The sequence below is a fragment of the Pseudomonas sp. CFBP13528 genome, from assembly GCF_005233615.1.
Taxonomy (GTDB): domain Bacteria; phylum Pseudomonadota; class Gammaproteobacteria; order Pseudomonadales; family Pseudomonadaceae; genus Aquipseudomonas; species Aquipseudomonas fluorescens_AM.
The window spans coordinates 249,953-274,848 of sequence record NZ_QGAJ01000003.1 but is presented as its reverse complement, the minus strand read 5'-3'; the positions used below and the strand labels follow the sequence as shown (position 1 = coordinate 274,848).

Annotated in this window: 22 protein-coding genes; 10 read left to right on the top strand and 12 right to left on the bottom strand. The window is 60.3% G+C overall.

What is annotated here, in order from left to right; translation table 11 throughout:
- Positions 1-276: 276 nt before the first annotated feature.
- Together PspCFBP13528_RS07930 and hutC are read right to left on the bottom strand one after the other, a co-directional pair.
- Positions 277-837: a HutD family protein gene (locus tag PspCFBP13528_RS07930; protein WP_065950096.1), complete on the bottom strand. Its 561-nt coding sequence runs from the start codon at positions 835-837 to the stop codon at positions 277-279.
- Positions 834-1,613 carry a histidine utilization repressor gene (hutC, locus tag PspCFBP13528_RS07925; protein ID WP_178084421.1) on the bottom strand — a complete coding sequence of 260 codons (780 nt, stop codon included), beginning with the start codon at positions 1,611-1,613 and terminating at the stop codon, positions 834-836. The genes PspCFBP13528_RS07930 and hutC overlap by 4 nt, the downstream gene beginning before the upstream one ends.
- A gap of 78 nt (positions 1,614-1,691) precedes the next feature.
- On the opposite strand from hutC, the gene PspCFBP13528_RS07920 reads away from it, so the two are divergent.
- On the top strand, positions 1,692-3,056 hold the full coding sequence (locus tag PspCFBP13528_RS07920) for a formimidoylglutamate deiminase (protein WP_137199943.1): 1,365 nt from the start codon (positions 1,692-1,694) through the stop codon (positions 3,054-3,056).
- 129 nt (positions 3,057-3,185) lie between these two features.
- Here the strand turns inward: PspCFBP13528_RS07920 and PspCFBP13528_RS07915 are convergent, their stop codons facing one another.
- The 4 genes from PspCFBP13528_RS07915 to PspCFBP13528_RS07900 all read right to left on the bottom strand — a co-directional run bounded on the left by PspCFBP13528_RS07915 (position 3,186) and on the right by PspCFBP13528_RS07900 (position 7,992).
- Positions 3,186-3,755: a lipocalin family protein gene (locus PspCFBP13528_RS07915; protein WP_065950093.1), complete on the bottom strand. Its 570-nt coding sequence runs from the start codon at positions 3,753-3,755 to the stop codon at positions 3,186-3,188.
- Positions 3,756-3,785: 30 nt separating this feature from the next.
- On the bottom strand, positions 3,786-4,040 hold the full coding sequence (locus tag PspCFBP13528_RS07910) for a lipoprotein (protein ID WP_033897714.1): 255 nt from the start codon (positions 4,038-4,040) through the stop codon (positions 3,786-3,788).
- Between the two features lie 223 nt (positions 4,041-4,263).
- The gene (locus PspCFBP13528_RS07905; RefSeq protein ID WP_065885744.1) at positions 4,264-5,271 is read right to left on the bottom strand and encodes a class 1 fructose-bisphosphatase; all 1,008 of its coding nucleotides are present in this window, start codon (positions 5,269-5,271) and stop codon (positions 4,264-4,266) included.
- Positions 5,272-5,541: 270 nt separating this feature from the next.
- Positions 5,542-7,992 (bottom strand): glycogen/starch/alpha-glucan phosphorylase, encoded by a 2,451-nt coding sequence (locus tag PspCFBP13528_RS07900; RefSeq protein WP_065950092.1) that lies wholly within the window; start codon positions 7,990-7,992, stop codon positions 5,542-5,544.
- 228 nt (positions 7,993-8,220) lie between these two features.
- Between PspCFBP13528_RS07900 and PspCFBP13528_RS07895 the strand changes: the two genes are divergently transcribed.
- Entirely contained in the window at positions 8,221-8,655 is a 435-nt protein-coding gene (locus tag PspCFBP13528_RS07895) for a YkgJ family cysteine cluster protein (RefSeq protein ID WP_003187815.1), read from the top strand.
- Between the two features lie 193 nt (positions 8,656-8,848).
- Here the strand turns inward: PspCFBP13528_RS07895 and typA are convergent, their stop codons facing one another.
- Both typA and thiI read right to left on the bottom strand, forming a co-directional pair.
- Positions 8,849-10,669 (bottom strand): translational GTPase TypA, encoded by a 1,821-nt coding sequence (gene typA / locus PspCFBP13528_RS07890; protein WP_034117299.1) that lies wholly within the window; start codon positions 10,667-10,669, stop codon positions 8,849-8,851.
- A gap of 139 nt (positions 10,670-10,808) precedes the next feature.
- Complete coding sequence (thiI, locus tag PspCFBP13528_RS07885; RefSeq protein ID WP_101219835.1) at positions 10,809-12,263, bottom strand: tRNA uracil 4-sulfurtransferase ThiI; 1,455 nt, start codon at positions 12,261-12,263, stop codon at positions 10,809-10,811.
- Positions 12,264-12,596: 333 nt separating this feature from the next.
- On the opposite strand from thiI, the gene glnA reads away from it, so the two are divergent.
- The 4 genes from glnA to ntrC all read left to right on the top strand — a co-directional run bounded on the left by glnA (position 12,597) and on the right by ntrC (position 17,673).
- Positions 12,597-14,003: a glutamate--ammonia ligase gene (gene glnA, locus PspCFBP13528_RS07875; protein ID WP_034117297.1), complete on the top strand. Its 1,407-nt coding sequence runs from the start codon at positions 12,597-12,599 to the stop codon at positions 14,001-14,003.
- Between the two features lie 250 nt (positions 14,004-14,253).
- Positions 14,254-14,790: a chorismate mutase gene (locus PspCFBP13528_RS07870; protein ID WP_065950089.1), complete on the top strand. Its 537-nt coding sequence runs from the start codon at positions 14,254-14,256 to the stop codon at positions 14,788-14,790.
- Between the two features lie 364 nt (positions 14,791-15,154).
- The gene (gene glnL, locus PspCFBP13528_RS07865) at positions 15,155-16,240 is read left to right on the top strand and encodes a nitrogen regulation protein NR(II) (protein ID WP_057724492.1); all 1,086 of its coding nucleotides are present in this window, start codon (positions 15,155-15,157) and stop codon (positions 16,238-16,240) included.
- Positions 16,237-17,673: a nitrogen regulation protein NR(I) gene (gene ntrC / locus PspCFBP13528_RS07860; protein WP_065950088.1), complete on the top strand. Its 1,437-nt coding sequence runs from the start codon at positions 16,237-16,239 to the stop codon at positions 17,671-17,673. Before glnL ends, ntrC begins: the two co-directional genes overlap by 4 nt.
- Positions 17,674-18,124: 451 nt before the next feature.
- Here the strand turns inward: ntrC and PspCFBP13528_RS07850 are convergent, their stop codons facing one another.
- Positions 18,125-18,565 carry a hypothetical protein gene (locus tag PspCFBP13528_RS07850; RefSeq protein ID WP_101219834.1) on the bottom strand — a complete coding sequence of 147 codons (441 nt, stop codon included), beginning with the start codon at positions 18,563-18,565 and terminating at the stop codon, positions 18,125-18,127.
- Here PspCFBP13528_RS07850 and PspCFBP13528_RS07845 point away from each other — a divergent pair.
- Entirely contained in the window at positions 18,564-19,019 is a 456-nt protein-coding gene (locus PspCFBP13528_RS07845; protein WP_065950086.1) for a tRNA (cytidine(34)-2'-O)-methyltransferase, read from the top strand. The two genes, PspCFBP13528_RS07850 and PspCFBP13528_RS07845, sit on opposite strands and share 2 nt — an antisense overlap.
- 120 nt (positions 19,020-19,139) lie before the next feature.
- Here PspCFBP13528_RS07845 and secB read toward each other — a convergent pair whose 3' ends face one another.
- Genes secB through PspCFBP13528_RS07830 form a run of 3 tightly spaced genes read right to left on the bottom strand, consistent with a single transcriptional unit; the run spans position 19,140 to position 20,324 of the window.
- Entirely contained in the window at positions 19,140-19,619 is a 480-nt protein-coding gene (gene secB / locus PspCFBP13528_RS07840; RefSeq protein ID WP_065950085.1) for a protein-export chaperone SecB, read from the bottom strand.
- Between the two features lie 35 nt (positions 19,620-19,654).
- Complete coding sequence (grxC, locus tag PspCFBP13528_RS07835) at positions 19,655-19,909, bottom strand: glutaredoxin 3 (RefSeq protein ID WP_065950084.1); 255 nt, start codon at positions 19,907-19,909, stop codon at positions 19,655-19,657.
- Position 19,910: 1 nt separating this feature from the next.
- The gene (locus tag PspCFBP13528_RS07830) at positions 19,911-20,324 is read right to left on the bottom strand and encodes a rhodanese-like domain-containing protein (RefSeq protein ID WP_057025458.1); all 414 of its coding nucleotides are present in this window, start codon (positions 20,322-20,324) and stop codon (positions 19,911-19,913) included.
- Between the two features lie 151 nt (positions 20,325-20,475).
- Here PspCFBP13528_RS07830 and gpmI point away from each other — a divergent pair, with 151 nt between their 5' ends.
- From gpmI to PspCFBP13528_RS07815, 3 genes are all read left to right on the top strand, one after another.
- Entirely contained in the window at positions 20,476-22,002 is a 1,527-nt protein-coding gene (gene gpmI, locus PspCFBP13528_RS07825; RefSeq protein WP_065950083.1) for a 2,3-bisphosphoglycerate-independent phosphoglycerate mutase, read from the top strand.
- Positions 22,003-22,261: 259 nt separating this feature from the next.
- Entirely contained in the window at positions 22,262-23,557 is a 1,296-nt protein-coding gene (locus tag PspCFBP13528_RS07820) for a murein hydrolase activator EnvC (protein WP_065950082.1), read from the top strand.
- Between the two features lie 30 nt (positions 23,558-23,587).
- The gene (locus tag PspCFBP13528_RS07815; RefSeq protein WP_065950081.1) at positions 23,588-24,895 is read left to right on the top strand and encodes a S41 family peptidase; all 1,308 of its coding nucleotides are present in this window, start codon (positions 23,588-23,590) and stop codon (positions 24,893-24,895) included.
- Position 24,896: the final 1 nt, after the last annotated feature.

Here is a 24,896-nt window from a genome sequence, read left to right as displayed (position 1 = left end):
AGAGTGGTTTGGATTTTTTTGCACAATGCGTGCGAGCCTTGAAAATCAAGGCTTTCAAGCATGATGAAATTTCTTACGGAAGAATTTGCGGCGGGGAAAATGTGTCACGACAGCATGGCTTTGCGTCACGCTGGGGCATTCGGTAACAATTTGGTGCATAGCCTGGAAACGCCGCAGAAACAAATGTGGGAGGGGGCTTGCCCCCGATTGCAGAGTGTCAGCCACCCAATCGTTGGCTGATACACCGCTATCGGGGGCAAGCCCCCTCCCACATTTTTAACCGCGCTGTGTCAGTTCGATCAGGCAGCAGCGACCACTGACCGAGATATCCAGCAAGCCGGTGTTACCGTCTACTTGCAGGCAATCGTGATGGCCGAGCTTCTCGCCCAGCACGGTCACTTCATCCGCCACGCTGAACACCAGCACCGTCCGGGCCGTGCTGAAAAAGCGCTGCACGCCATCCACCCACTGCAAGCGCGCATGGTAACGCTCGGGCGAGTAGATCAGGTTGAAATCGCGAATCGGCCCGGTGATCAGGCGGCATGACACCTGGCTGTCACCGGCAAAGGCGAACGGCTGCAGCGGTAACAGACCACGCTGTTCCTCACCGTCGACGGTCAACACCATGCCCGCGCCCTTGATCACCGTAATCACGCGCTGGTAGCCGGCGAAGGTGGAGAAACCGCCTGACTCGGCAATATCGGCAATCGACAGGCGCCAGCCGAAACCATCCAGGCCGGTGCCGGCGTCGCGGGTGATTTCTTCGGTACTGCCGCCGCCGTTCTTCCACGGCATGCGCACGTAGTCGGCGGCGCGCCAGACGTTGACTGAACTCATTTGCTGAAGCGTCCTTCGAGGCTGTGGCGGGAACCGGGGTGAATCAAGCGCGCAGCCGTGACCGGCTGGCGGCCGGACCAGGTGCGCCGGCGAATCAACAGGCAGGGCTCGCTCGGCTCGATCTGCAGCAGCTTGCATTCGGCAGCATCGGCGAGGATCGCTTCAACCACGTGCTCGCCTTCGGTCAGCGGTGCGACCTGATTGAGGTAGGCGTAGGGCGTTTGCTGGGTGAAATCCTGCTGCAAGTATTCCGGGGCGACCAGGGCGTTGACGAAACGGTCTTCGATCTGCACCGGGATGTCATTTTCGAAATGCACGATCAACGAATGAAACACCCGCCCGCCTTCGCGCATTTCCAGAGCGACGGCACGTTCGGAACCTGCCGCTTCCTCGCCCAGGGTGATGACTTGGCACGTATGGCGATGGCCCCTGGAGGCGATCTCATCGGCAATGTTGTGCACTTCAAACAGCGCCGACTGACTCTTGGGCTCGGCGACGAACGTACCCACACCCTGCATGCGCACCAGCAACCCTTCGGCCGTCAGCTCGCGCAACGCGCGGTTGATGGTCATGCGGCTGAAGCCCAGTTGGCTGACCAGCTCGCTCTCCGACGGCACGCGATAATGGGGCGGCCAGTTGCCGCTGAGGATCTGCTGGCTGATCATCTGTTTGACGCGGGCATACAAGGGCGCCGGACTTTCGTCCATGTGGGCAGCCAGCGAGGAGTTGGCGGGCGGAGTCGGCACAGGGAATCCTTGCAGGAGGAAAAGATGCATAGATTGCCGGAGTTTACCGAGCAGGCAAACGTCTGTATATGTATATACAAATAAACACACGACCGGGGTGACTTGATCATGTCCGCATTTTTTGCCGAACGCGCGCTGCTGCCTGATGGATGGGCCAATGATGTACGTCTTGAAACCGGCGCCGATGGCCGGCTGACGAAGGTAGAGGCCAATGCCACGGCAGACGGCGCCGAGCGGCTGAGGGGCCCGGTACTGGCCGGCATGCCGAACCTGCATTCCCACGCCTTCCAGCGCGCCATGGCGGGCCTGGCCGAAGTGGCAGGCAACCCGAACGACAGTTTCTGGACCTGGCGCGACCTGATGTACCGCATGGTCGGCAAAATCAGCCCGGACCAGTTGCAGGTCATCGCCCGCCAGCTGTACATCGAAATGCTCAAGGCCGGCTACACCTCGGTGGCCGAGTTTCACTATGTACACCACGACGTCAGCGGCCAGCCCTATGCCGACCGCACAGAGCTGTCGCGCCAGATCAGCCAGGCAGCCGCCAGCAGCGGGATCGGCTTGACGCTGCTGCCGGTGCTTTATACGCATTCGGGGTTCGGTGGCCAGGCCCCCAACGACGGGCAGCGCCGGTTTATCAACAGCACCGAACACTACCTGGATTTGCAGGCGCGCTTGCAGCCGATACTCGCTGCACAACCAGCGCAGCAGCTGGGCCTGTGTTTCCACTCCCTGCGGGCAGTTACGCCCGAGCAGATCAAGCAAGTGCTGGCCGCCAGCGACAAGGCTTGTCCAGTGCACATCCACATTGCCGAACAGCAGAAGGAAGTCGACGACTGCCTGGCCTGGAGCGGCAAACGCCCATTGCAGTGGCTGTATGACCATGTCGACGTGAATGAACGCTGGTGCCTGGTGCATGCCACGCACGCCGACCCCGACGAAGTGACGCGTATGGCCAGGAGTCAGGCGATTGCCGGATTGTGCCTGACCACCGAAGCCAACCTGGGCGATGGGATTTTCCCGGCCGTGGATTTCCTCGCCCAGGGTGGGCGCATGGGTATCGGCTCCGACAGCCATGTGTCACTGAGCGTGGTGGAAGAATTGCGTTGGCTGGAATACGGCCAACGTTTGCGCGATCAGCGGCGCAACCGTCTGTATCGCGACAACCAGCCGATGGTGGGCCGCACGCTGTTCGATGCGGCACTGGACGGTGGTGCACAAGCGCTGGGGCAGCCGATTGGCCGCCTGGAAGTGGGCAAGCGTGCGGACTGGATCGTGCTGGACGGTAACGATCCGTACCTGGCCACGGCCAGTGAGGACGGGATTCTCAATCGCTGGCTGTTTGCCGGTGGTGATCGGCAAGTGCGCGATGTACTGGTCAACGGCCGGTGGGTGGTGCGCGATGGGCATCATGCTGGCGAAGAAGACAGCAGCCGGGCGTTCACTCAGGTCTTGAGGGATTTGTTGAGCTGACAAGCGACACATAACAAATGTGGGAGGGGGCTTGCCCCCGATTGCTGTGTGTCAGCCAGCTCATCTGATACTGACACATCGCTATCGGGGGCAAGCCCCCTCCCACATTTTGATTTGTGTGATTCCGGGTTACTGCGACGTCTTCGCCATCTGCTTGTCCGACGTACGCCAGATCAACCGCGTAGTGTCATACCCCTGCTGCCGCGCCCTGCTCAGCAGGTCTTCACGGGTTTCGGCGCTTACCGTCGGCGTACGCGACAGGATCCACATATATCGCCGGCTCGGGCTGCCGACAATGGCGGTCTTGTAGTCATCGCTGACATACAGCACCCAGTAATCGCCCTTGGCGACGCCGGGCAGTAACGAGGTAAACCAGTTGTCGAATTCCACCCAGAGCTTGTCGGTCTTGCCCGGCACCTGCGGCGTGGCCGTGCCTTTGGCTTCCTGCCATGTCCATTCAGGCGTCAGGCAGCGGTTGAACACCGACATGTCGCCATCGGGCAGCAAGGTGTAGCGCGCTTCGGACTGCGCACAGTTGCGCTGGAAATACATCGGCAAGCGGGCCAGCTCATACCAGGTGCCCTGGTAACGCTTGAGGTTGACGTGACTCGCGGTCTTGGGTTGCAGATCATCGCCAGAATGGCTGGCACAGCCCGCCAAAAACAGGCTGGCGCAAAGGAACACAACAAAACGCATCATTCTTCTTCTCCCGCAGGCTCGCGCCCCGGTTTACTTCAGGCCTTGCCCGGAAAACATCAGAACCTTGTCACCGGCATACTGCACGCTGATAAAGCTGTTTTTATCGCCCCAGGTGCAGCTGGACATGCCCAGTGCGCCGGAACAATCGGTCGGCTTGCCCAGCAACGACTCCACCTCGGCCTTGGCCATGCCAGCCGACAGCTTCTGGTAATTTTCTTGGTTGACCTTGCTGCAAGCGGCTAGCAGCACGCAAAAAGCCAGCAGGGCGAGACGGCGTAAAGACATGGAAAAGCTCCTGGAGAGACAAAGCAGCTGGGGTATCTGCCAGAAGCTTAGAAGGGAAAAGAGGTGTCTGGTTCCCGACGAGCGAAAACAAAAAAGCCCCGAAAACGCTGAAACGTTTCGGGGCTCAGGGTAGGAGTGATCTTGCTCGCGAAGAACGTTAATGATGACGCGGGCTGTCTGGATATCCGCGTTGTCTGTCAGCTTTTCGCGAGCAAGCTCGCTCCTACTTGTGATAAGCCGTCACACGCTCGACTTCTTCCTTCGAACCCAGGAAAACCGCCACCCGCTGGTGCAGGCCTTCGGGCTGGATATCGAGGATGCGCTGGTGGCCGTCAGTGGACGCACCGCCCGCCTGCTCAACCAGGAACGACATCGGGTTGGCTTCGTACATCAGGCGCAGCTTGCCCGGCTTGGACGGCTCGCGGCTGTCACGTGGGTACATGAACAGGCCGCCACGCGTCAGGATGCGGTGCACATCGGCCACCATGGCCGCGACCCAGCGCATGTTGAAGTTTTTCTTCAACGGGCCTTCTTCGCCTTCCATCAATTCGTTGACATAGCGTTTCACCGGCTCTTCCCAGTGACGCTGGTTGGACATGTTGATCGCGAATTCCTGGGTGGAGGCAGGAATCGAGATGTCTTCATGGGTGAGTACGAAGCTGCCCATTTCGCGGTCCAGGGTGAACCCCTTGACGCCATCGCCCAGGGTCAGGACCAGCATGGTCTGTGGGCCGTAGATGGCGTAACCGGCGGCGACCTGCTCGGTGCCGGGCTGCAGGAAGGCCTTTTCGTTCAGGGCTTCGTTCTGGCTCAGGTATTCGTTCGGGCAACGCAGTACCGAGAAGATGGTGCCGACGGGAGCGTTGATGTCGATGTTGGACGAGCCGTCCAGTGGGTCGAATACCAGCAGGTACGCGCCTTTCGGGTATTTACCCGGGATCTGATAGGCATTGTCCATTTCTTCGGACGCCATGCCGGCCAGGTGACCGCCCCATTCGTTGGCTTCGAGCAGGATTTCGTTGGAGATGACGTCGAGCTTCTTCTGCACTTCGCCCTGCACGTTTTCAGTGCCCATGCTGCCCAGGACACCACCCAGTGCGCCTTTGGACACGGCGTGGCTGATTTCCTTACAGGCACGCGCCACCACTTCGATAAGGAAGCGCAGATCGGCAGGCGTGTTGTTGCTGCGGGTCTGCTCGATCAAATAGCGACTCAAGGTAACGCGGGACATGGAAGGCTCCGGAGAATGGGGGGGGCTTAAAACCCGCGCAGTTTAACGCGAGTCGGGGCGTATTTCCTCTAATCAGAGGATTTAACGCCAAGAGAGTTCACGGCTTGGCGCAACGGCTATCTCCAATCACGCGACGTGTCACGCTGCATATATGCAGAACCCAATGTGGGAGGGGGCTTGCCCCCGATAGCGGTGTGCCAGTCGACACCTCTGTAAACTGACACTGCGCAATCGGGCGCAAGCCCCCTCCCACATGTTGTACTGCGGTGGTTAGTCGAGGGCTTTCCAAATTTCGGTGGCGTATTCGCGGATGGTACGGTCCGAGCTGAACCAGCCCATCCGCGCCGTGTTCAACACCGCCGAGCGCCACCAGGCCTTGGAGTCGTGCCAATGCGCCTCGACCCGCGCCTGGGCGTCCCAGTAAGAGTCGAAGTCGGCACACACCAGGAAGCGGTCGTAGTCGATCAGCCCGTCGATCAAGCCCACATACCGACCCGGATCGTCTGGTGAGAACACCCCGCCACGGATTGCTTGCAGCACATCATTCAAGCGATGGGACGCCGCAATTTCCGGCCCGGCATTGAACTCACCGGCATGCTTGCGCGCTTCTACCTGCTGGGCACTGAGACCGAAGATAAACATGTGCTCGGCGCCCACGCGCTCGTGCATCTCCACGTTGGCGCCGTCCATGGTGCCGATGGTCAGCGCGCCGTTGAGGCCGAACTTCATGTTACTGGTACCCGACGCCTCGAAACCGGCGGTGGAAATCTGCTCCGACAGATCCGCCGCCGGAATGATGCTTTCTGCCAGGCTGACGTTGTAGTTGGGCAGGAACACCACCTTGAGCAAGCCGCGCACGGTTGGGTCGTTGTTGACGGTGCGGGCGATGTCGTTGGTCAGCTTGATGATCAGCTTGGCCTGGTGATAACTCGCCGCCGCCTTGCCGGCAAAGATTTTCACCCGCGGCACCCAATCGACTTCCGGCTCGGCGCGGATCGCCTGATACAGCGCCACGGTGTGCAGCAGATTGAGCAGCTGGCGCTTGTACTCGTGGATCCTTTTGACCTGCACGTCGAACATCGCCGCCGGGTTCACCGAAATGCCCAGGCGCTCATGGATGATGTCGGCCAGCGCCCGCTTGCTGTGCAGACGTTGGTCGGCAAAGGCTTTGCGGAAGGTCTGTTTCTCGGCGAAGGTTTCCAGCTCGCCCAGGCGCGTTTCCATGGTGTCGAGAATGTCCGGGCCCAGCGCGCCTACCAACATATTGGTGAGCTGGGGGTTGGCCTGGTACAGCCAGCGACGGAAGGTGATGCCGTTGGTTTTGTTGTTGATGCGCTCCGGGTAGAGCTTATGCAGTTCGGAAAACACCGTGCTGCGCATCAGCTGGGTGTGCAGTCCGGACACGCCGTTGACGCTGTGGGAACCGAGGAATGCCAGGTTGCCCATGCGCACGCGACGGCCGTTGTCTTCTTCGATCAATGACACCGCGCGCAGCACGTCGAAGTCATGAACCCCCTTGGCGCGCAGCGAGTCGATGTGCTGGGCGTTGATCAGGTAGATAATCTGCATGTGCCGCGGCAGCATGCGTTCCATCAAGCCGACAGGCCAGGTTTCCAACGCCTCGGGCAGCAAGGTGTGGTTGGTGTAGGAAAGCGTTTCGACGGTGACGTCCCACGCGGCCTCCCAGGGGATGTCGTGCAGGTCAACTAATTGGCGCATCAACTCGGCCACGGCGATGGACGGGTGGGTGTCGTTGAGCTGGATGGCGGCGTGTTCGCCCAGGCTCAGCACCGAGCCGTGCATGTTCTTGTGGCGGCGCAGCAAGTCTTGCAACGAGGCGGAAACGAAGAAGTATTCCTGGCGCAGGCGCAGTTCCTGCCCCGCTTCGGTGCTGTCGGCCGGGTAAAGTACGCGGGAGATGCTTTCGGCGCGGGCCACCTCGGCAACGGCGCCCAAGTGGTCACCGGCGTTGAAGCGCTCCAGGTGCAGGTCTTCCACCGCGCGGGCACGCCACAGGCGCAGCGTGTTGACGCTGGCGCCACGCCAGCCGACTACCGGGGTGTCATAGGCCACCGCACGTACGGTTTCGCTGGGCGACCACACCTGAATCATCTTGCCGGACGCGTCCGCCAGGGTTTCCACGCTGCCGCCGAAACCGATCGGGTAGATCACTTCGGCGCGCTCGAACTCCCACGGGTTGCCGAAATCCAGCCAGCGTTCGGTCTGCTCCTGCTGCCAGCCATCGACAATCGCCTGGCGGAACAAGCCGTGCTCGTAACGAATGCCATAACCGTGACCGGCAATGCCCAGGGTCGACATACTTTCCATGAAGCACGCCGCCAGGCGGCCCAGGCCACCGTTGCCAAGCGCCGCATCGGGTTCGAGCAGGCGGATGCGCTCAAGGTCGACGCCGAGCTCGGACAGGGCTTCGCGAGCGATCTCCAACACGCCAAGGTTGCTCAGGCTGTCGTAGAGCAAGCGGCCGATAAGAAATTCCAGTGAGAGGTAATAGACCCGCTTCTGGCCTTTGCGGTAGATGCGCCGCGTATGGTCCATCCAGTGATCGACCATCTGGTCGCGCGCGGCCAGGGCAATGGCCTCGAACCAGTCATGGTCGAAGGCGTGGTCCGGGTCCTTGCCCACCGCGTAGGTGAGTTTGGTCAAGACGGCATCGCGAAATGCGGCGACCTCTGCTTCTCGTGCAAGTGGTTCCTGAGACATCAATTGCGACCTCGGGCGAGATAGAAGGAGTTGCTAGAGCCTAGACGGTCTGACAGACGGTAGACGCTCTGGTTCGTCAGTTTTTTAACTCATTCACGGTTGCGTGAATTTGATGCAGAGGTCGTGCCCGATCGCCGTTCGCGCAGAAACCCTGAAAAGATTGTTCAAAAAACCACCAATCCCGGTATGATCGCGCGCCCGGATACAGCCCCACCTTTTGGAACCCCGATGAAGCCTCAACTGATCGCCGCCGCGGAACTCGACCGTCTCGAGACCTGGCAGAAATATTCCGCCCACATGTGCGGGGGCTGCGTGTCCAGCTGCTGCACGCTGCCGGTCGAAGTGAAGATCAAGGACCTGATCCGCATCGGCATCGTCGATGAGTTCGAGCGCGGCGACCCACCGAAGAACATCGCCAAGCGTTTGCAGAAGGAAGGCATCGTCGAGCGCTACAACAACAAATCCGAGATTTTTACCCTGCAGCGCATGAGCAACAATGATTGCCTGTACCTGGATCGTAAGACGCGCTTCTGCACTATTTATGACAAGCGCCCGGATACCTGCCGCAATCACCCCAAGATCGGGCCACGGCCGGGGTATTGCGCGTACAAGCCCAAGGAAGTGGTGCGCGAGACCAATTTCAAGACTCTCGATAAGTTCTGAGCCGGGTTTTGTGGCGCTCTTGAGGGCCTCATCGGGGGCAAGCCCCCTCCCACATTTTGATCTGTGAACACATTCAAGTGTGGGAGGGGGCTTGCCCCCGATAGGGCCGGCACAGCCACCACACAAACAGCAGGCATAAAAAAACGCCCCCGGCCTTTCGACCGGGGGCGTTTTTCATTCAGCCTGAGTTAACTCAGTTCTTGGCTTTCTTGGCAGCGCGAGTACGCTCGCCTTCGTCCAGGATCTTCTTACGCAGGCGGATCGACTTAGGCGTGACTTCACACAGCTCGTCGTCCTGGATGAATTCCAGGGCCTGTTCCAGGGTGAAGCGAACAGGTGGAACCAGAGCGATGGTTTCGTCTTTACCCGAAGCACGCATGTTGTCGAGCTTCTTGCCTTTGGTTGGGTTGACGCCCATGTCGTTGTCACGGCTGTTCAGACCAACGATCTGACCGTTGTAGATCTCTTGACCGTGTTCAACGAACAGCTTGCCACGCGCCTGGAGAGTTTCCAGGGAGTAGGTCAGCGCCTTGCCGGTTTCTACCGATACCAGAACACCGTTCTGACGACCGGACATGTCGCCGGACTTCATGGTGTCGTAGCGATCGAAGATCGAGGTCAGGATGCCAGCACCGTTGGTCAGGGTCAGGAACTGGTTACGGAAACCGATCAGACCACGCGCAGGGATGTTGTATTCCAGACGTACACGGCCTTTGCCATCCGGCACCATGTTGGTCAGGTCGCCCTTACGCAGGCCCATCTCTTCCATGACCTTGCCCTGGGATTCTTCAGGGGTGTCGATGGTGACGTTTTCGAACGGTTCCTGCTTCACGCCGTCAACCTGACGGATGATCACTTCCGGACGACCAACACCCATTTCGAAGCCTTCGCGACGCATGGTTTCGATCAGTACCGAGAGGTGCAGCTCACCACGGCCGGAGACCTTGAACTTGTCGGCCGAGTCGCCTTCTTCAACGCGCAGGGCAACGTTGTACAGCAGCTCTTTGTCCAGACGCTCCTTGATGTTACGGGAGGTCACGAACTTGCCTTCCTTACCGCAGAACGGCGAGTCGTTTACCTGGAAGGTCATGGAAACGGTTGGCTCGTCGACGGTCAGAGGCTTCATCGCCTCGACGGTGTCCGGCTGGCACAGGGTGTCGGAGATGAACAGCGAGTCCATACCGCTGACGCACACGATGTCGCCGGCGAAGGCTTCTTCAACGTCGATACGGTGCAGGCCGTGGTGACCCATCAGCTTCAGGATGCGACCGTTGCGCTTCTTGCCGTCGGCGCCGATGGCAACAACCGGGGTGTTCGGCTTGACGCTGCCACGCGCGATACGACCAACGCCGATAACACCCAGGAAGCTGTTGTAGTCCAGTGCCGAGATTTGCATCTGGAACGGACCGTCACGGTCAACCTTCGGTGGTGGAACGTGGTCAACGATGGCCTGGTACAGCGGGGTCATGTCTTCAGCCATGGCGGTGTGTTCCAGACCGGCAATGCCGTTCAGGGCCGAGGCGTAGATAACCTGGAAATCCAGTTGCTCTTCGGTAGCGCCGAGGTTGTCGAACAGGTCGAAGATCTGGTCCAGAACCCAGTCCGGACGCGCGCCTGGACGGTCAACCTTGTTGATGCACACGATCGGACGCAGGCCGGCTTCGAACGCCTTCTTGGTCACGAAACGGGTTTGCGGCATAGGGCCGTCTTGAGCGTCAACCAGCAGCAGAACGGAGTCGACCATCGACATTACGCGTTCAACTTCGCCGCCGAAGTCGGCGTGGCCCGGGGTGTCCACGATGTTGATGTGGTAGCCGTTCCAGTTGATGGCGGTGTTTTTCGCCAGGATGGTAATACCGCGCTCTTTTTCCTGGTCGTTGGAGTCCATCACGCGCTCGTCGTTGAGCTCGTTGCGCTCCAGGGTGCCGGATTGACGCAGGAGTTTGTCTACCAGGGTGGTTTTACCATGGTCAACGTGAGCAATGATGGCGATGTTACGTAGATTTTCGATCACTTGTGTATCTCGATCAGAGGATTCGGTGTGCTGACAGGTCGTGGCAGCGATTAACAGTAGAGTCAGGCCTTGCCGTTACAGCTTGACGGCAGAGTCGGGGGGCCGGTGACGCAGGCCACAGGCAAACAGCCCCGGGCTCTTAGCTCGGTCGATAAACGCGCACATTGGCATGTCCCTCACTGAGCAAATGGTGGGCATGCAGGCGACTCATCACGCCTTTGTCGCAATACAGCAGGTACTGACGGCTGTCATCCAGTTCCTTGAAACGCGCGTTCAATGCATAAAACGGCAGCGTTTGTACGTCGATGCCAGGAATCTCCAGCGGCTCGTCTTCGGCGGCATCCGGGTGACGGATGTCGACGATGATCTGGCCGGCCAGGGCTTCGCTGACTTCTTCGATCTGCACATCCTGGCCCAGCTCGTCGATGACGCGATCGATCGGGACCAGTTTGGCGTTCTCGAGCGCACGCTCCAGAATCGCCATGTCGAACTGTTGTTCTTCATACTCCACGCGGTTGCGCTTGGCGTGGGTCTTGGGGTTCACCGAAATGACCCCGCAATACTCGGGCATATGCTTGGCAAAGTCGGCGGTGCCGATTTCTTCTGCCTGGTCGATGATGTCCTGCTTGTGGCTGGCGATCAGCGGGCGCAGCACCAGCTTCTCGGTCACGCAGTCGATCAACGACAGGTTCGGCAACGTCTGGCTGGACACTTGGGAGATCGCCTCACCGGTCACCAGCGCATCGATCTGCAACTGGTCGGCGATCCGGGACGCAGCGCGCAACATCATACGCTTCAATACCACGCCCATATGACTGTTATCGACTTTGCCGAGAATTTCGCCCAGCACTTCCTCGAACGGCACGCTTACAAATAGCACGCGTTGGGAGCTGCCGTACTTCTTCCAGATAAAGTGCGCCACTTCCATCACGCCCAATTCGTGTGCACGACCGCCCAGGTTGAAGAAGCAGAAGTGGCTCATCAGGCCGCGCCGCATGATCTGGTAGGCCGCGACCGTGGAATCGAAACCGCCGGACATCAACACCAGGGTCTGTTCCAGGGCGCCCAGCGGGTAGCCGCCGATGCTGTCGTGCTGGCTGTGGATCACAAACAACCGTTGGTCGCGAATTTCCATGCGCACTTCGATTTGCGGCGCTTTGAGGGAAATTCCGGCGGCGCCGCATTCGCGACGCAGCTTGCTGCCGACGTATTTCTCCACATCCATGGAGCTGAACGGATGCTTGCCGGCGCGCTTGCAACGCACCGAAAAAATCTTGCCGGCAAGCTCACCACCAAAGTGCAGCTTGCACTTCTCGGTGATGTCGTCGAAGTCGCCCAGCGGGTACTCGTCCACTTGCAGGAAATGCGCGATACCCGGCATGCAGCTCAGGCGCTCGGTCATGTCCTTCAAGGCTTTGGCGTCGGTCAGGCGGGTTTCCAGCTCGAGATTGTCCCACACGCCGTTCACCACCACAGCCGGGTCCAGATCGCGGAGCACGGCACGGATGTTCTTGGCCAACTGACGGATGAAACGCATCCGTACCGGTCGGCTCTTGATGGTGATCTCGGGGAAGACTTTAACGATTAATTTCATGGAAACAGCGCGCGCCGGGCCTGCTGAAAAAGGGGGGCGCGGATTATAGCGGAAATCGCTCAAGGTTTAACCAGTTAATATGCATCGCATGTGCAGCGCACCAAAACAGGTCATTTTCGCCAAATAACGCTACATTGCGGTGCGCTATTTATCGCCCATTGGCCGTTTGCACCGTTATAGGGGCCATTTTGAAGCAAAAAGACCATGTTGGCGCACTGGCATGCAATTTGCTCTCTTGTGAGGCAGGTTGCCTTGGCGGAGTATCCGCGCCGGCATCACCCAAATTCTAAGGGCTAACTCCACTACCAAGCCCGAAGCCACCCGGAGGACACCATGTCGAAGTCGGTTCAACTCATCAAAGATCATGACGTTAAATGGATTGATCTGCGCTTCACGGACACCAAAGGTACTCAGCACCACGTGACCATGCCGGCTCGCGACGCGCTGGATGATGCTTTCTTCGAAGAAGGCAAGATGTTCGACGGTTCCTCCATCGCTGGCTGGAAAGGCATCGAAGCCTCCGACATGATCCTGATGCCGGACGACAGCACTGCCGTCCTCGACCCGTTCACCGAAGACCCAACCCTGATCATCGTCTGCGACGTGATCGAGCCTTCGACCATGCAAGGCTACGACCGCGACCCACGTGCGATCGCCAAGCGTGCCGAGGAATACCTGAAGTCGACCGGTATCGGCGACACCGTATTCGTGGGCCCGGAGCCTGAATTCTTCATCTTCGATTCGGTCAAGTTCAAGTCCGACATCTCCGGTTCCATGTTCAAAATCTTCTCCGAACAAGGCTCGTGGATGTCCGACCAGGACATCGAAGGCGGCAACAAAGGCCACCGTCCAGGTATCAAAGGTGGCTACTTCCCGGTTCCGCCATTCGACCACGACCACGAAATCCGTACCTCCATGTGCAACGCCATGGAAGAGATGGGCCTGGTCATCGAAGTTCACCACCACGAAGTGGCGACTGCCGGCCAGAACGAAATCGGTGTGAAGTTCAACACCCTGGTCGCCAAGGCTGACGAAGTCCAGACCCTGAAGTACTGCGTACACAACGTGGCGGATGCCTACGGCCGTACTGCTACCTTCATGCCCAAGCCGCTGTACGGCGATAACGGTTCGGGTATGCACGTTCACCTGTCCATCGCTAAAGAAGGCAAGAACACCTTCGCTGGCGAAGGTTATGCCGGCCTGTCCGACACCGCCCTGTACTTCATCGGCGGCATCATCAAGCACGGTAAGGCCCTGAACGGCTTCACCAACCCGTCGACCAACTCCTACAAGCGTCTGGTGCCAGGTTTCGAAGCGCCGGTCATGCTGGCTTACTCGGCCCGTAACCGTTCCGCCTCGATCCGTATTCCTTACGTGTCCAGCCCGCGTGCTCGCCGTATCGAAGCCCGCTTCCCGGACCCGGCAGCCAACCCGTACCTGGCCTTCGCTGCGCTGGTCATGGCTGGCCTGGACGGTATCCAGAACAAGATCCACCCTGGCGACGCCGCCGATAAAAACTTGTATGACCTGCCGCCTGAAGAGGCCAAAGAGATCCCACAAGTGTGCGGCAGCCTGAAAGAAGCCCTGGAAGAGCTGGACAAGGGCCGTGCGTTCCTGACCAAGGGCGGCGTATTCAGCGACGACTTCATCGATGCCTACATCGAGCTCAAAAGCGAAGAAGAAATCAAGGTTCGCACCTTCGTACACCCACTGGAATACGAGCTGTACTACAGCTGCTGATCCGGTAGCGCTGCTTAAGGTGGCGTGATGAAAAAGACCTCCTGCGGGAGGTCTTTTTTTTGCCTGGCGTTAGCCGGCCGGGGCGTGGCGTGGCGTTGCGGTCGAGCATTTTGCCGACCACCGAGGTGCCCAGACCACTGTAGAAGCGAGCTTGCTCGCGAAAAACTCCAAGACACCGCATTTCTTCAACATTTACGCGTTATCGTTAGCGACCTTCGCGAGCAAGCTCGCTCCTACAGGGGGACCTCCTTTGAAATGTCGATTCGTATTTGCCTTGATGCTTGTCAGCGTCACCGCCAGCGCTGCGCCGCCGACGCTCGAACCCTTGCTCAACAGCATCGCCGAGCGCCTGGAGATTGCCGACCAGGTCGCCCTGAGCAAATGGGACAGCCACAAGCCTGTGGAAGACAAAAAGCGCGAGCAGGAAGTGATCGCCAGCGTCATCGCCCAAGCCCCGAGCTACAAGCTTGAGCCCGCCGCGGCCGAGCAGTTTTTCTCAGCGCAGATCGAGGCAAACAAACTGGTGCAATACACCCACCTGTCCGACTGGCAGTTCCAGGGCAAGGCCCCCGACGATCCGCGCCCTGACCTGGTCAAACAGATTCGCCCGCAGCTGGATGAACTGCAAAAACGCCTGCTGCAACAACTGGCCGACTTCACCCCGCAGCGTACCGACTCGCAATGCCCGCAGTGGCTCGCCGAGGCGGTGCATGAGCCACTGAATGACCCGCTGCGCCAACTGGCGATGATCCGCGCCACCGCCGAGTTGTGCATATACAAAGGCTAGCCCTGTAAACCCAATTAAAAGTGTGGGAGGGGGCTTGCCCCCGATGGCAGTGGTTCAGTTGATGGATAGGCTGACTGACACCCTGCTATCGGGGGCAAGCCCCCTCCCACATTTGGATCGCATCCATCCCTGACAGCCTGCCCCAAGTCGCACTATATTGGTGCGACAGGTTGCACCCCTACTGCAGCCACAGCCCATTTTGGTTCGATTCTTCCCGAGCAGACTGGCAGAACGCCACAGTTTCGCGCCTCAATCCCCTATTTCATGGGTTTAACGCTTCTTTTCGGAGCCTTGGTTTGTTTTTTGCATTTTCCTTGTATCAGCGTGTGCCTCAAGCCTGCGCCTTGCTCCAAAAGAGGTCCCGATGACCATCAGCGATGCACTGCACCGTTTGTTACTCGACAACCTGACCACCGCGACCATCCTGCTCAACGCCGACTTGCGCCTTGAGTACATGAACCCCGCGGCGGAGATGCTCCTGGCGATCAGTGGCCAGCGCAGCCATGGGCAGTTCATCAGCGAATTGTTCACCGAGTCGGCCGAAGCCTTGAGCTCGTTGCGCCAGGCCGTGGAGCAGGCGCACCCGTTCACCAAGCGCGAAGCAATGCTCACCGCCCTGACCGGGCAGACGCTGACCGTCGACTATGCGGTGACGCCGATCCTGAGCAATGGCGCCACCCTGCTGCTGCTCGAAGTGCACCCTCGCGACCGCCTGCTGCGCATCACCAAGGAAGAGGCGCAACTGTCCAAGCAGGAAACCAGCAAGATGCTGGTGCGTGGCCTGGCCCATGAGATCAAGAACCCCCTGGGCGGCATTCGCGGCGCGGCGCAGTTGCTGGCCCGCGAGCTGCCGGAGGAGCATCTCAAGGACTACACCAACGTCATCATCGAAGAGGCCGACCGCCTGCGTAACCTGGTGGACCGCATGCTCGGCTCCAACAAGCTGCCGTCCCTGGCCATGACCAACGTGCACGAAGTGCTGGAGCGCGTCTGCCAACTGGTCGACGCCGAAAGCCAGGGCTGCATCACCCTGGTGCGCGACTACGACCCGAGCATTCCCGACGTCTTGATCGACCGCGAGCAAATGATCCAGGCGGTGCTCAACATTGTGCGCAACGCCATGCAGGCCATCAGCAGCCAGAACGAGTTGCGCCTGGGCCGTATCAGCCTGCGCACCCGCGCGCTGCGCCAGTTCACCATTGGCCACGTACGCCATCGCCTGGTGACCAAGGTCGAGATCATCGACAACGGCCCGGGCATCCCGGCCGAACTGCAGGAAACCATCTTCTTCCCCATGGTCAGCGGCCGCCCGGACGGTACCGGGCTGGGCCTGGCCATTACCCAGAACATCATCAGCCAGCACCAGGGCCTGATCGAATGTGAGAGCCATCCCGGCCACACCACGTTCTCGATCTTCCTGCCATTGGAACAAGGAGCCCCCACGACATGAGCCGTAGTGAAACTGTCTGGATCGTCGATGACGACCGTTCTATCCGCTGGGTCCTGGAGAAAGCCTTGCAACAGGAAGGCATGACCACCCAGAGCTTCGACAGCGCCGACGGCGTGATGAGCCGCCTGGCTCGCCAGCAGCCGGACGTGATCATCTCCGATATCCGCATGCCCGGCGCCAGCGGCCTGGACTTGCTGGCGCGCATTCGCGAACAGCACCCGCGCCTGCCAGTGATCATCATGACGGCGCACTCGGACCTGGACAGCGCCGTTGCGTCCTACCAGGGCGGCGCCTTTGAGTACCTGCCCAAGCCGTTCGATGTGGATGAGGCGGTGGCGCTGGTCAAGCGCGCCAACCAGCACGCCCAGGAGCAACAGAACCAGGAAGCCCCGCCGGCCCTGACCCGCACCCCGGAGATCATCGGCGAAGCGCCGGCGATGCAGGAAGTGTTTCGTGCCATCGGGCGCTTGAGCCATTCCAACATCACCGTGCTGATCAACGGCGAATCGGGTACCGGTAAAGAACTGGTGGCCCACGCCCTGCACCGTCACAGCCCTCGGGCAGCCTCGCCGTTCATTGCGCTGAACATGGCCGCTATCCCGAAGGACTTGATGGAGTCCGAGCTGTTCGGCCATGAAAAAGGTGCGTTCACCGGCGCGGCCAACCTGCGCCGTGGGCGCTTTGAACAGGCCGACGGCGGCACCTTGTTCCTCGACGAAATCGGCGACATGCCGGCCGATACCCAGACCCGCCTGCTGCGGGTGCTGGCGGACGGCGAGTTCTATCGGGTGGGCGGCCACACGCCGGTCAAGGTGGATGTACGCATCATCGCAGCCACGCACCAGAACCTGGAAACCCTGGTGCACGCCGGCAAATTCCGTGAGGACTTGTTCCACCGCCTCAACGTGATCCGCATCCATATCCCGCGCATGTCGGACCGCCGCGAAGACATCCCCACCCTCGCCCGCCACTTCCTCAGCCGCGCCGCCCAGGAACTGGCCGTGGAGCCGAAGCTGCTCAAAAGCGAGACCGAGGAATACCTCAAGCACCTGCCATGGCCCGGTAACGTACGCCAGCTGGAGAACACCTGCCGCTGGATCACGGTGATGGCGTCCGGGCGCGAAGTGCACATCAGCGACCTGCCGCCGGAGCTGCTGAGCCTGCCGCAGGACTCGGCCCCCGTGACCAACTGGGAACAGGCGCTGCGTCAATGGGCCGACCAGGCCCTGGCACGCGGCCAGTCGAACCTGCTCGACAGCGCTGTACCGGCGTTCGAGCGGATCATGATCGAGACCGCGCTCAAGCACACCGCCGGCCGCCGTCGCGATGCCGCCGTGCTGCTGGGTTGGGGGCGTAACACCCTCACGCGCAAGATCAAGGAACTGGGGATGAAGGTGGATGGCGGGGATGACGACGACAGCGACGACGCCTGATCATCGCTCTCTGAGCCACTGAAAATCCAATGTGGGAGGGGGCTTGCCCCCGATGGCGGTGGGTCAGCTACAGATAGGCTGGCTGATGCACCGCTATCGGGGGCAAGCCCCCTCCCACATTTGGATCTTCACAAGATTTGAGGGTTGTGCACTGCTTCAATGCACCATGAACCGGCATTGGGCACTGACTTGAGACCTGAAAGATCGCTATCGCTAAAAAATTCTTGAAAGCTGAAACCACCAAAGCCCCGGATTCCGGGGCTTTGCGCTTTCTTGCAAGCTTTTATGGGGCTAATTGCAAACTCTGGCACGCCCCCTGCAATAACCCTGGTACTACCCAGTTTCGGGGACCTTGGTACAGGCAGGCCGAGAATCCCCTCTTTAACACCGAAGCCCTTGGCTTCACCCCGTTTTGGGAGCCCTGGTACAGGCAGGCCGGGAACTCCCTCTTTTATTGCTCATGGAGATGGATCTCCAGCCGCCAGCGGTCATCGACCTCCTGGCCCTTCCACTCGCCACGCAATGGCCGGGCCGCCACCAGGTTGAGCAGCAAACCGCCGTCGGTCTTGCGCACCCGCCAGTTCACATCCTTGTCATTGACCTTGAGTCGCCCTGCGGTGACCTTGCCTTGCGCGTCGAACAGCAGCGCCACGGTGCCGTCGATATGCTCGCCGTGCAGCTTGGGCTCGCGGTTGAACCACACCACCACACCGTCCGCCACAGGCTCTACCTGTTGCAACTCGACCGGTTGCGGGGTGGTCAGGCGCCCGATCATCAAGCCCACCATCAAGCCGACGATCGCCAGTGAGCCCAATACCCTGGGCAATAGCTTCGGCCTTGGGTCGTCTTCGGGGGTAGAATGCAGCGCATCTTTGCCTTCGGAGCCGTGCATGTTTCACGTCATCCTTTTTCAACCAGAAATTCCGCCGAATACCGGCAACGTTATCAGGCTGTGCGCCAACAGTGGCTGCCACCTGCATTTGATCGAACCGCTGGGCTTCGACATGGACGATAAACGCCTGCGTCGCGCCGGACTGGATTACCACGAGTACGCCACCCTCCAGCGCCATGCCGACCTGGCCAGTTGCCTGGACAGCCTGGGCCAGCCACGTGTGTTCGCGTTCACCACCAAGGGCTCGCGGCCTTTTCATGATGCCAGCTTTGCCGAGGGCGACGCGTTTCTGTTCGGCCCGGAGAGCCGGGGCCTGCCGGCCGAGGTACTCGATGCCCTGCCTGATGGCCATCGCCTGCGCTTGCCGATGCGCGAGGGCTGCCGCAGCCTGAACCTGTCCAACACCGTCGCCGTCGCCGTCTACGAAGGCTGGCGTCAACTCGGTTTCAAGTAACACACATAGCAAATGTGGGAGGGGGCTTGCCCCCGATGGCGGTGTATCAGCCAGCATACCTGTAGCTGACCCACCGCCATCGGGGGCAAGCCCCCTCCCACATTTTTTTACCGCATCGACTTACTGAACCGTCGGCGCACCTTCCTGTTGCATGCGCTGCAGCTCTTGGGCGTACAGGGCATCGAAGTTCACCGGCGCCAGCATCAGCGCCGGGAACGAGCCACGGGTGACCAGGCTGTCCAGGGTCTCACGAGCATACGGGAACAGGATGTTCGGGCAGAACGCGCCCAGGGTGTGGCTCATGGACGCTTCGTCCAGGCCCTGGATCAGGAAGATACCGGCCTGCTGCACTTCAGCGATGAAGGCCACTTCTTCGCCGTTCTTGACGGTGACCGACAGGGTCAGCACGACTTCGTGGAAGTCACCTTCCAGGGATTTCTGGCGAGTGTTCAGGTCCAGCGCGACACTTGGGGTCCATTCCTGGCGAAAGATCGCCGGGCTTTTCGGCGCTTCGAAAGACAGGTCACGCACGTAGATGCGCTGCAGCGAAAACTGTGGGCCTTGGTCTTGCGCTGCTTCGGGGTTCTGTTGGTCAGTCATCGCAGATCCTTCTTTATCTTGGGGTCTTTTAGGGGTTAGGCGGACAGCAGCGCGTCGAGTTTACCGGCGCGCTCCAGGGCGAACAGGTCATCGCAACCACCGATATGCCGGCTGCCGATCCAGATCTGCGGGACCGACGTGCGGCCAGCCTTCTGGGCCATTTCAGCGCGCACTTGAGGTTTGCCGTCGACCTTGATTTCTTCGAAGGCCACCTTCTTGCTCTGGAGCAACTGCTTGGCTCGGATGCAAAAAGGGCAATAATCGCTGGAATACACGACAACCTGGCTCATATCACTTCACCAACGGCAGGTTATCGCCACGCCAGCTGCTGATACCACCGGACAGCTTGGCAGCGGTGAAGCCGGACTTGAGCATCTCGCGGGCGTGAGTGCCGGAGTGCTGGCCTTGGGCGTCGACCAGGATAATAGTCTTGGCCTTGTATTTCTCCAGTTCGGCCAAGCGCGCGATCAGCTTGTCCTGGGGAATGTTCAGGGCGCCGACGATATGGCCGGCGGCGAAATCCTTGGCCGGGCGAATATCCACGACAACGGCCTCATCCTTGTTGACCAGCGCGGTCAGCTCCGATGTACTCAGGCTGCGGCCACCACGGCTCAATTCGTGAGCGATCAGCAGCGCCAGCAGGATGACGAAGGCACCCACGAGCAGATAGTGGGCAGTGGCAAATGCAATCAGGTGATCAACCATCAAGGAGGTTCCAGGGCGTTAAAATGGCGGTAAGTATACACAGCCGTCGGGGGCGGCCAACCCCCGTAAAGCGGTGACGCGGTTGGAACTTCGCTTTAAACTGCCACTCACTTTTCCATTGCCTTCCTTTATTAACGCCGCGAGAGGATCTATGACTACCACGCCTAAACCTTTGGTCCTGATAATTCTCGATGGCTTCGGACACAGTGAAAGCCACCACGACAACGCGGTGTACGCCGCCCGCAAGCCTGTGCTGGACCGCCTCACCGCCACCGTGCCCAACGGCCTGATCTCGGGTTCCGGCATGGACGTGGGCCTGCCGGACGGCCAGATGGGCAACTCGGAAGTCGGCCACATGAATCTCGGCGCCGGACGAGTGGTCTATCAGGACTTCACCCGCGTGACCAAAGCGATCCGCGATGGCGAGTTCTTCGAGAACCCGACCATTTGCGCGGCGGTGGATAAAGCCGTCGCCGCCGGCAAGGCCGTGCACTTCATGGGCCTGCTCTCGGATGGCGGCGTACACAGCCATCAGGACCACCTGATCGCCATGGCCGAACTCGCCTTCAAGCGTGGTGCCGACAAGATCTACCTGCACGCCTTCCTTGATGGTCGCGACACCCCGCCCAAAAGCGCGCAGTCGTCCATCGAACTGCTGGACGCCACGTTCGCCGCCCTGGGCAAAGGCCGCATCGCCAGCCTGGTAGGCCGTTACTTTGCCATGGACCGCGACAACCGCTGGGACCGCGTGGCCCAGGCCTACAACCTGATCGTCGATGGCCAGGCCGAATTCAACGCCGCCACCGCCCAGCAAGGCCTGGAAGCCGCCTACGCGCGTGGCGAGAGCGATGAATTCGTCAAGGCCACCACCATCGGTGAGCCGGTGAAAGTCGAAGACGGCGACGCCGTGGTGTTCATGAACTTCCGCGCCGACCGTGCCCGTGAACTGAGCCATGTGTTTGTCGACGACGGTTTCAAGGATTTCGACCGCGCGCGCCAGCCGAAAGTCGAGTTCGTCATGCTCACTCAATACGCCGCCAATATCCCGGCCCCGTCGGCATTCGCGCCGGGCAGCCTGGAAAACGTGCTGGGCGATTACCTGGCGAAAAACGGCAAGACGCAACTGCGCATCGCCGAAACCGAAAAATATGCCCACGTGACCTTCTTCTTCTCCGGTGGCCGCGAAGAGCCGTTCCCGGGTGAAGAGCGCATCCTGATCCCATCGCCAAAAGTCGCCACCTACGACCTGCAGCCAGAGATGAGCGCGCCGGAAGTCACCGACAAAATCGTCGATGCCATCGAGCACCAGCGTTACGACGTCATCGTGGTCAACTACGCCAACGGCGACATGGTCGGCCACAGCGGCAACCTGGAGGCTGCCACTAAGGCCGTGGAATGCCTGGACCTGTGCGTGGGCCGCATCGTCGATGCCCTGGACAACGTCGGTGGCGAAGCGCTGATCACCGCCGACCACGGCAACTGCGAGCAGATGTCCGACGAGTCCACCGGCCAGGCCCACACAGCCCACACCACCGAGCCGGTGCCGTTCATCTACGTCGGCAAGCGCGATTTCAAAGTGCGTAACGGCGGCGTATTGGCGGATGTGGCGCCGACCATGCTGATGCTGATGGGGCTGGAAAAGCCGAAGGAAATGACTGGCACTTCAATCCTGGTCTGATTTAAACAACACGGTAGATCCAATGTGGGAGGGGGCTTGCCCCCGATGACGGAGTGTCAGTCAACACTTATGTGACTGGTCCACCGCTATCGGGGGCAAGCCCCCTCTCACATTGGCCCTTCGGTGTTTGGAAGATATCTTTTTGCCATACCACCACCACTCGGCACCTATCTTGCCCGCCCGCCCCAATTGGACGTTTTTTTTGCGGCGCTTGGCGGGCATACTAGAGCGTCCCTTTCCCCTGGTGTCGCCCGCCTCTATGCTTCGCGCCTTGATTACCCTCGCTCTTGTCTGCCTGCTCCAACCGGCATTTGCCGATGAGCGTGCACAAACCCAACAACAGTTGGACGCTACGCGTCAGGACATTACCGAGCTGAAAAAACTGCTCGGCAAGCTCCAGGAAGAAAAGTCCGGCGTGCAGAAAGACCTGCGCGGCACGGAAACCGAAATGGGCAAGCTGGAGAAGCAGGTCCAGGAGCTGCAAAAAGAACTAAAGAAGAGCGAGTCGGAACTGGAGCGACTCGACGCTGAGAAAAAAAAACTCCAGAGCGCACGCGTTGAACAGCAACGCCTGATCGCGATCCAGGCCCGCGCCGCCTACCAGAGCGGCCGCCAGGAATATCTCAAACTGCTGCTCAACCAGCAGAACCCGGAAAAATTTGCTCGCACCCTCACCTATTACGATTACCTGAGTCAGGCGCGCCTGGCGCAGTTGAAGGGCTTTAACGAAACGCTGCGCCAGTTGGCCAATGTCGAGCAGGAGATCAATGATCAGCAGGCCCAACTGCTCGACCAGAAGACCGCGCTCGACACCCAGCGCAACGAGTTGGACAAGGTCCGCAAGGAACGCCAGCAAGCCCTGGCCAAGCTCAACGATGACGTAAAAGCCCGCGACGCCAAGCTCCAGGCCCGCGAGCAGGATCAGGCCGACCTGGCCAAAGTGCTCAAGACTATCGAAGAAACCCTGGCGCGCCAGGCACGCGAGGCCGAAGAAGCGCGGCAAAAAGCGCTGATCGCCCAGCAGGAAGCCGAAAAAAAGCGCCAGCGTGAGGCCGAACTGGCTGCCACCAGCGATGCGCCGGCCCCGCGCAAACCGGCGCATGCAGCGCCTGGCCCGCTGGTTTCCAGCAGCGGCGAGTCATTCGGCGGGCCTTTTGCTTCAGCCCGCGGCAAACTTCCATGGCCGGTTGATGGTCGACTGTTGGCACGCTTCGGTGAAACCCGCGGCGATGATACCCGTGCCAAGTGGGATGGTGTGATGATCAGCGCCTCTGCGGGCAGCCAGGTCCACGCCGTCCACGGCGGGCGCGTGGTGTTTGCCGATTGGCTGCGCGGGGCCGGTTTGCTGGTGATTCTTGACCACGGTAATGGCTATTTGAGCCTTTACGGCCACAATCAGACGTTACTCAAGTCGGCAGGTGATGTGGTAAAAGCCGGTGAATCCATCTCCACTGTCGGTAACAGTGGTGGCCAGGACACCCCGGCGCTGTACTTCGCTATTCGTCAGCAGGGCCGCCCGAGCGACCCTGCACAATGGTGCCGATCCCAAGGATAGGGTCGCATCTACATTAGGAGTTCGTTCGACATGCTGCATTTGTCCCGCCTCACATCGCTGGCCCTGACGATCGCCCTGGTGATCGGCGCGCCTCTGGCTTTTGCCGACCAGGCTGCACCCGCTGCAATGGCCGCGACCACCAAGGCGCCGTTGCCGCTGGACGAGCTGCGCACCTTTGCCGAGGTCATGGACCGGATCAAGGCTGCCTATGTCGAACCCGTAGACGACAAGACCCTGCTGGAAAATGCCATCAAGGGCATGCTCAGCAACCTCGACCCGCATTCGGCCTACCTGGGCCCCGAAGACTTCGCTGAACTGCAGGAAAGCACCAGCGGTGAATTCGGTGGACTGGGTATCGAAGTGGGCTCCGAAGACGGCCAGATCAAAGTGGTCTCGCCCATCGACGATACCCCGGCGTCCAAGGCCGGCATCCAGGCCGGTGACCTGATCGTCAAGATCAACGGCCAGCCGACCCGTGGCCAGTCCATGACCGAAGCCGTCGACAAAATGCGCGGCAAGCTCGGCCAGAAAATCACCCTGACCCTGGTGCGCGACGGCGGCAACCCGTTTGACGTGACCCTGGCCCGCGCGACCATCACGGTCAAGAGCGTGAAGAGCCAGTTGCTGGAGTCGGGCTATGGTTACATCCGCATTACCCAGTTCCAGGTCAAGACCGGCGACGAAGTGGCCAAGGCCCTGGCCAAGCTGCGCAAGGACAATGGCAAGAAGCTCAACGGCATCGTGCTCGACCTGCGTAACAACCCGGGTGGCGTGTTGCAATCGGCGGTGGAAGTGGTCGACCACTTCATCACCAAGGGCCTGATCGTCTACACCAAGGGCCGCATCGCCAATTCCGAGCTGCGCTTCTCGGCCACCGGCAACGATCTGAGCGAGAACGTGCCGCTGGCCGTGCTGATCAACGGCGGCAGCGCCTCGGCCTCGGAGATCGTTGCCGGTGCCCTGCAGGACCAGAAGCGCGGCGTGCTGATGGGCACCACCAGCTTCGGTAAAGGCTCGGTGCAAACCGTGTTGCCGCTCAATAACGAGCGTGCGTTGAAGATCACCACGGCGCTGTACTACACGCCTAATGGTCGCTCGATCCAGGCGCAGGGCATCGTGCCGGACATCGAAGTGCGCAAGGCCAGGATCACCAACGAGATCGACAGCGAGTACTACAAAGAGGCGGACCTGCAAGGCCACCTGGGCAATGGCAACGGCGGCGCCGACCAGCCGACCGGCAGTGGCGCCAAAGCCAAACCGATGCCGCAGGACGACGATTACCAGTTGGCCCAGGCGCTGAGCCTGCTCAAGGGCCTGAGCATCACGCGCAGCCGTTGAT

Excerpts from the sequence above, each read along its gene's own strand:
- PspCFBP13528_RS07930 (WP_065950096.1), bottom strand. The coding sequence starts at position 837 with ATGAGTTCAGTCAACGTCTGGCGCGCCGCCGACTACGTGCGCATGCCG.
- hutC (WP_178084421.1), bottom strand. The coding sequence starts at position 1,613 with ATGCATCTTTTCCTCCTGCAAGGATTCCCTGTGCCGACTCCGCCCGCC.
- PspCFBP13528_RS07920 (WP_137199943.1), top strand. The coding sequence starts at position 1,692 with ATGTCCGCATTTTTTGCCGAACGCGCGCTGCTGCCTGATGGATGGGCC.
- PspCFBP13528_RS07915 (WP_065950093.1), bottom strand. The coding sequence starts at position 3,755 with ATGATGCGTTTTGTTGTGTTCCTTTGCGCCAGCCTGTTTTTGGCGGGC.
- PspCFBP13528_RS07910 (WP_033897714.1), bottom strand. The coding sequence starts at position 4,040 with ATGTCTTTACGCCGTCTCGCCCTGCTGGCTTTTTGCGTGCTGCTAGCC.
- PspCFBP13528_RS07905 (WP_065885744.1), bottom strand. The coding sequence starts at position 5,271 with ATGTCCCGCGTTACCTTGAGTCGCTATTTGATCGAGCAGACCCGCAGC.
- PspCFBP13528_RS07900 (WP_065950092.1), bottom strand. The coding sequence starts at position 7,992 with ATGTCTCAGGAACCACTTGCACGAGAAGCAGAGGTCGCCGCATTTCGC.
- PspCFBP13528_RS07895 (WP_003187815.1), top strand. The coding sequence starts at position 8,221 with ATGAAGCCTCAACTGATCGCCGCCGCGGAACTCGACCGTCTCGAGACC.
- thiI (WP_101219835.1), bottom strand. The coding sequence starts at position 12,263 with ATGAAATTAATCGTTAAAGTCTTCCCCGAGATCACCATCAAGAGCCGA.
- glnA (WP_034117297.1), top strand. The coding sequence starts at position 12,597 with ATGTCGAAGTCGGTTCAACTCATCAAAGATCATGACGTTAAATGGATT.
- glnL (WP_057724492.1), top strand. The coding sequence starts at position 15,155 with ATGACCATCAGCGATGCACTGCACCGTTTGTTACTCGACAACCTGACC.
- ntrC (WP_065950088.1), top strand. The coding sequence starts at position 16,237 with ATGAGCCGTAGTGAAACTGTCTGGATCGTCGATGACGACCGTTCTATC.
- PspCFBP13528_RS07845 (WP_065950086.1), top strand. The coding sequence starts at position 18,564 with ATGTTTCACGTCATCCTTTTTCAACCAGAAATTCCGCCGAATACCGGC.
- PspCFBP13528_RS07850 (WP_101219834.1), bottom strand. The coding sequence starts at position 18,565 with ATGCACGGCTCCGAAGGCAAAGATGCGCTGCATTCTACCCCCGAAGAC.
- secB (WP_065950085.1), bottom strand. The coding sequence starts at position 19,619 with ATGACTGACCAACAGAACCCCGAAGCAGCGCAAGACCAAGGCCCACAG.
- grxC (WP_065950084.1), bottom strand. The coding sequence starts at position 19,909 with ATGAGCCAGGTTGTCGTGTATTCCAGCGATTATTGCCCTTTTTGCATC.
- PspCFBP13528_RS07830 (WP_057025458.1), bottom strand. The coding sequence starts at position 20,324 with ATGGTTGATCACCTGATTGCATTTGCCACTGCCCACTATCTGCTCGTG.
- gpmI (WP_065950083.1), top strand. The coding sequence starts at position 20,476 with ATGACTACCACGCCTAAACCTTTGGTCCTGATAATTCTCGATGGCTTC.
- PspCFBP13528_RS07820 (WP_065950082.1), top strand. The coding sequence starts at position 22,262 with ATGCTTCGCGCCTTGATTACCCTCGCTCTTGTCTGCCTGCTCCAACCG.
- PspCFBP13528_RS07815 (WP_065950081.1), top strand. The coding sequence starts at position 23,588 with ATGCTGCATTTGTCCCGCCTCACATCGCTGGCCCTGACGATCGCCCTG.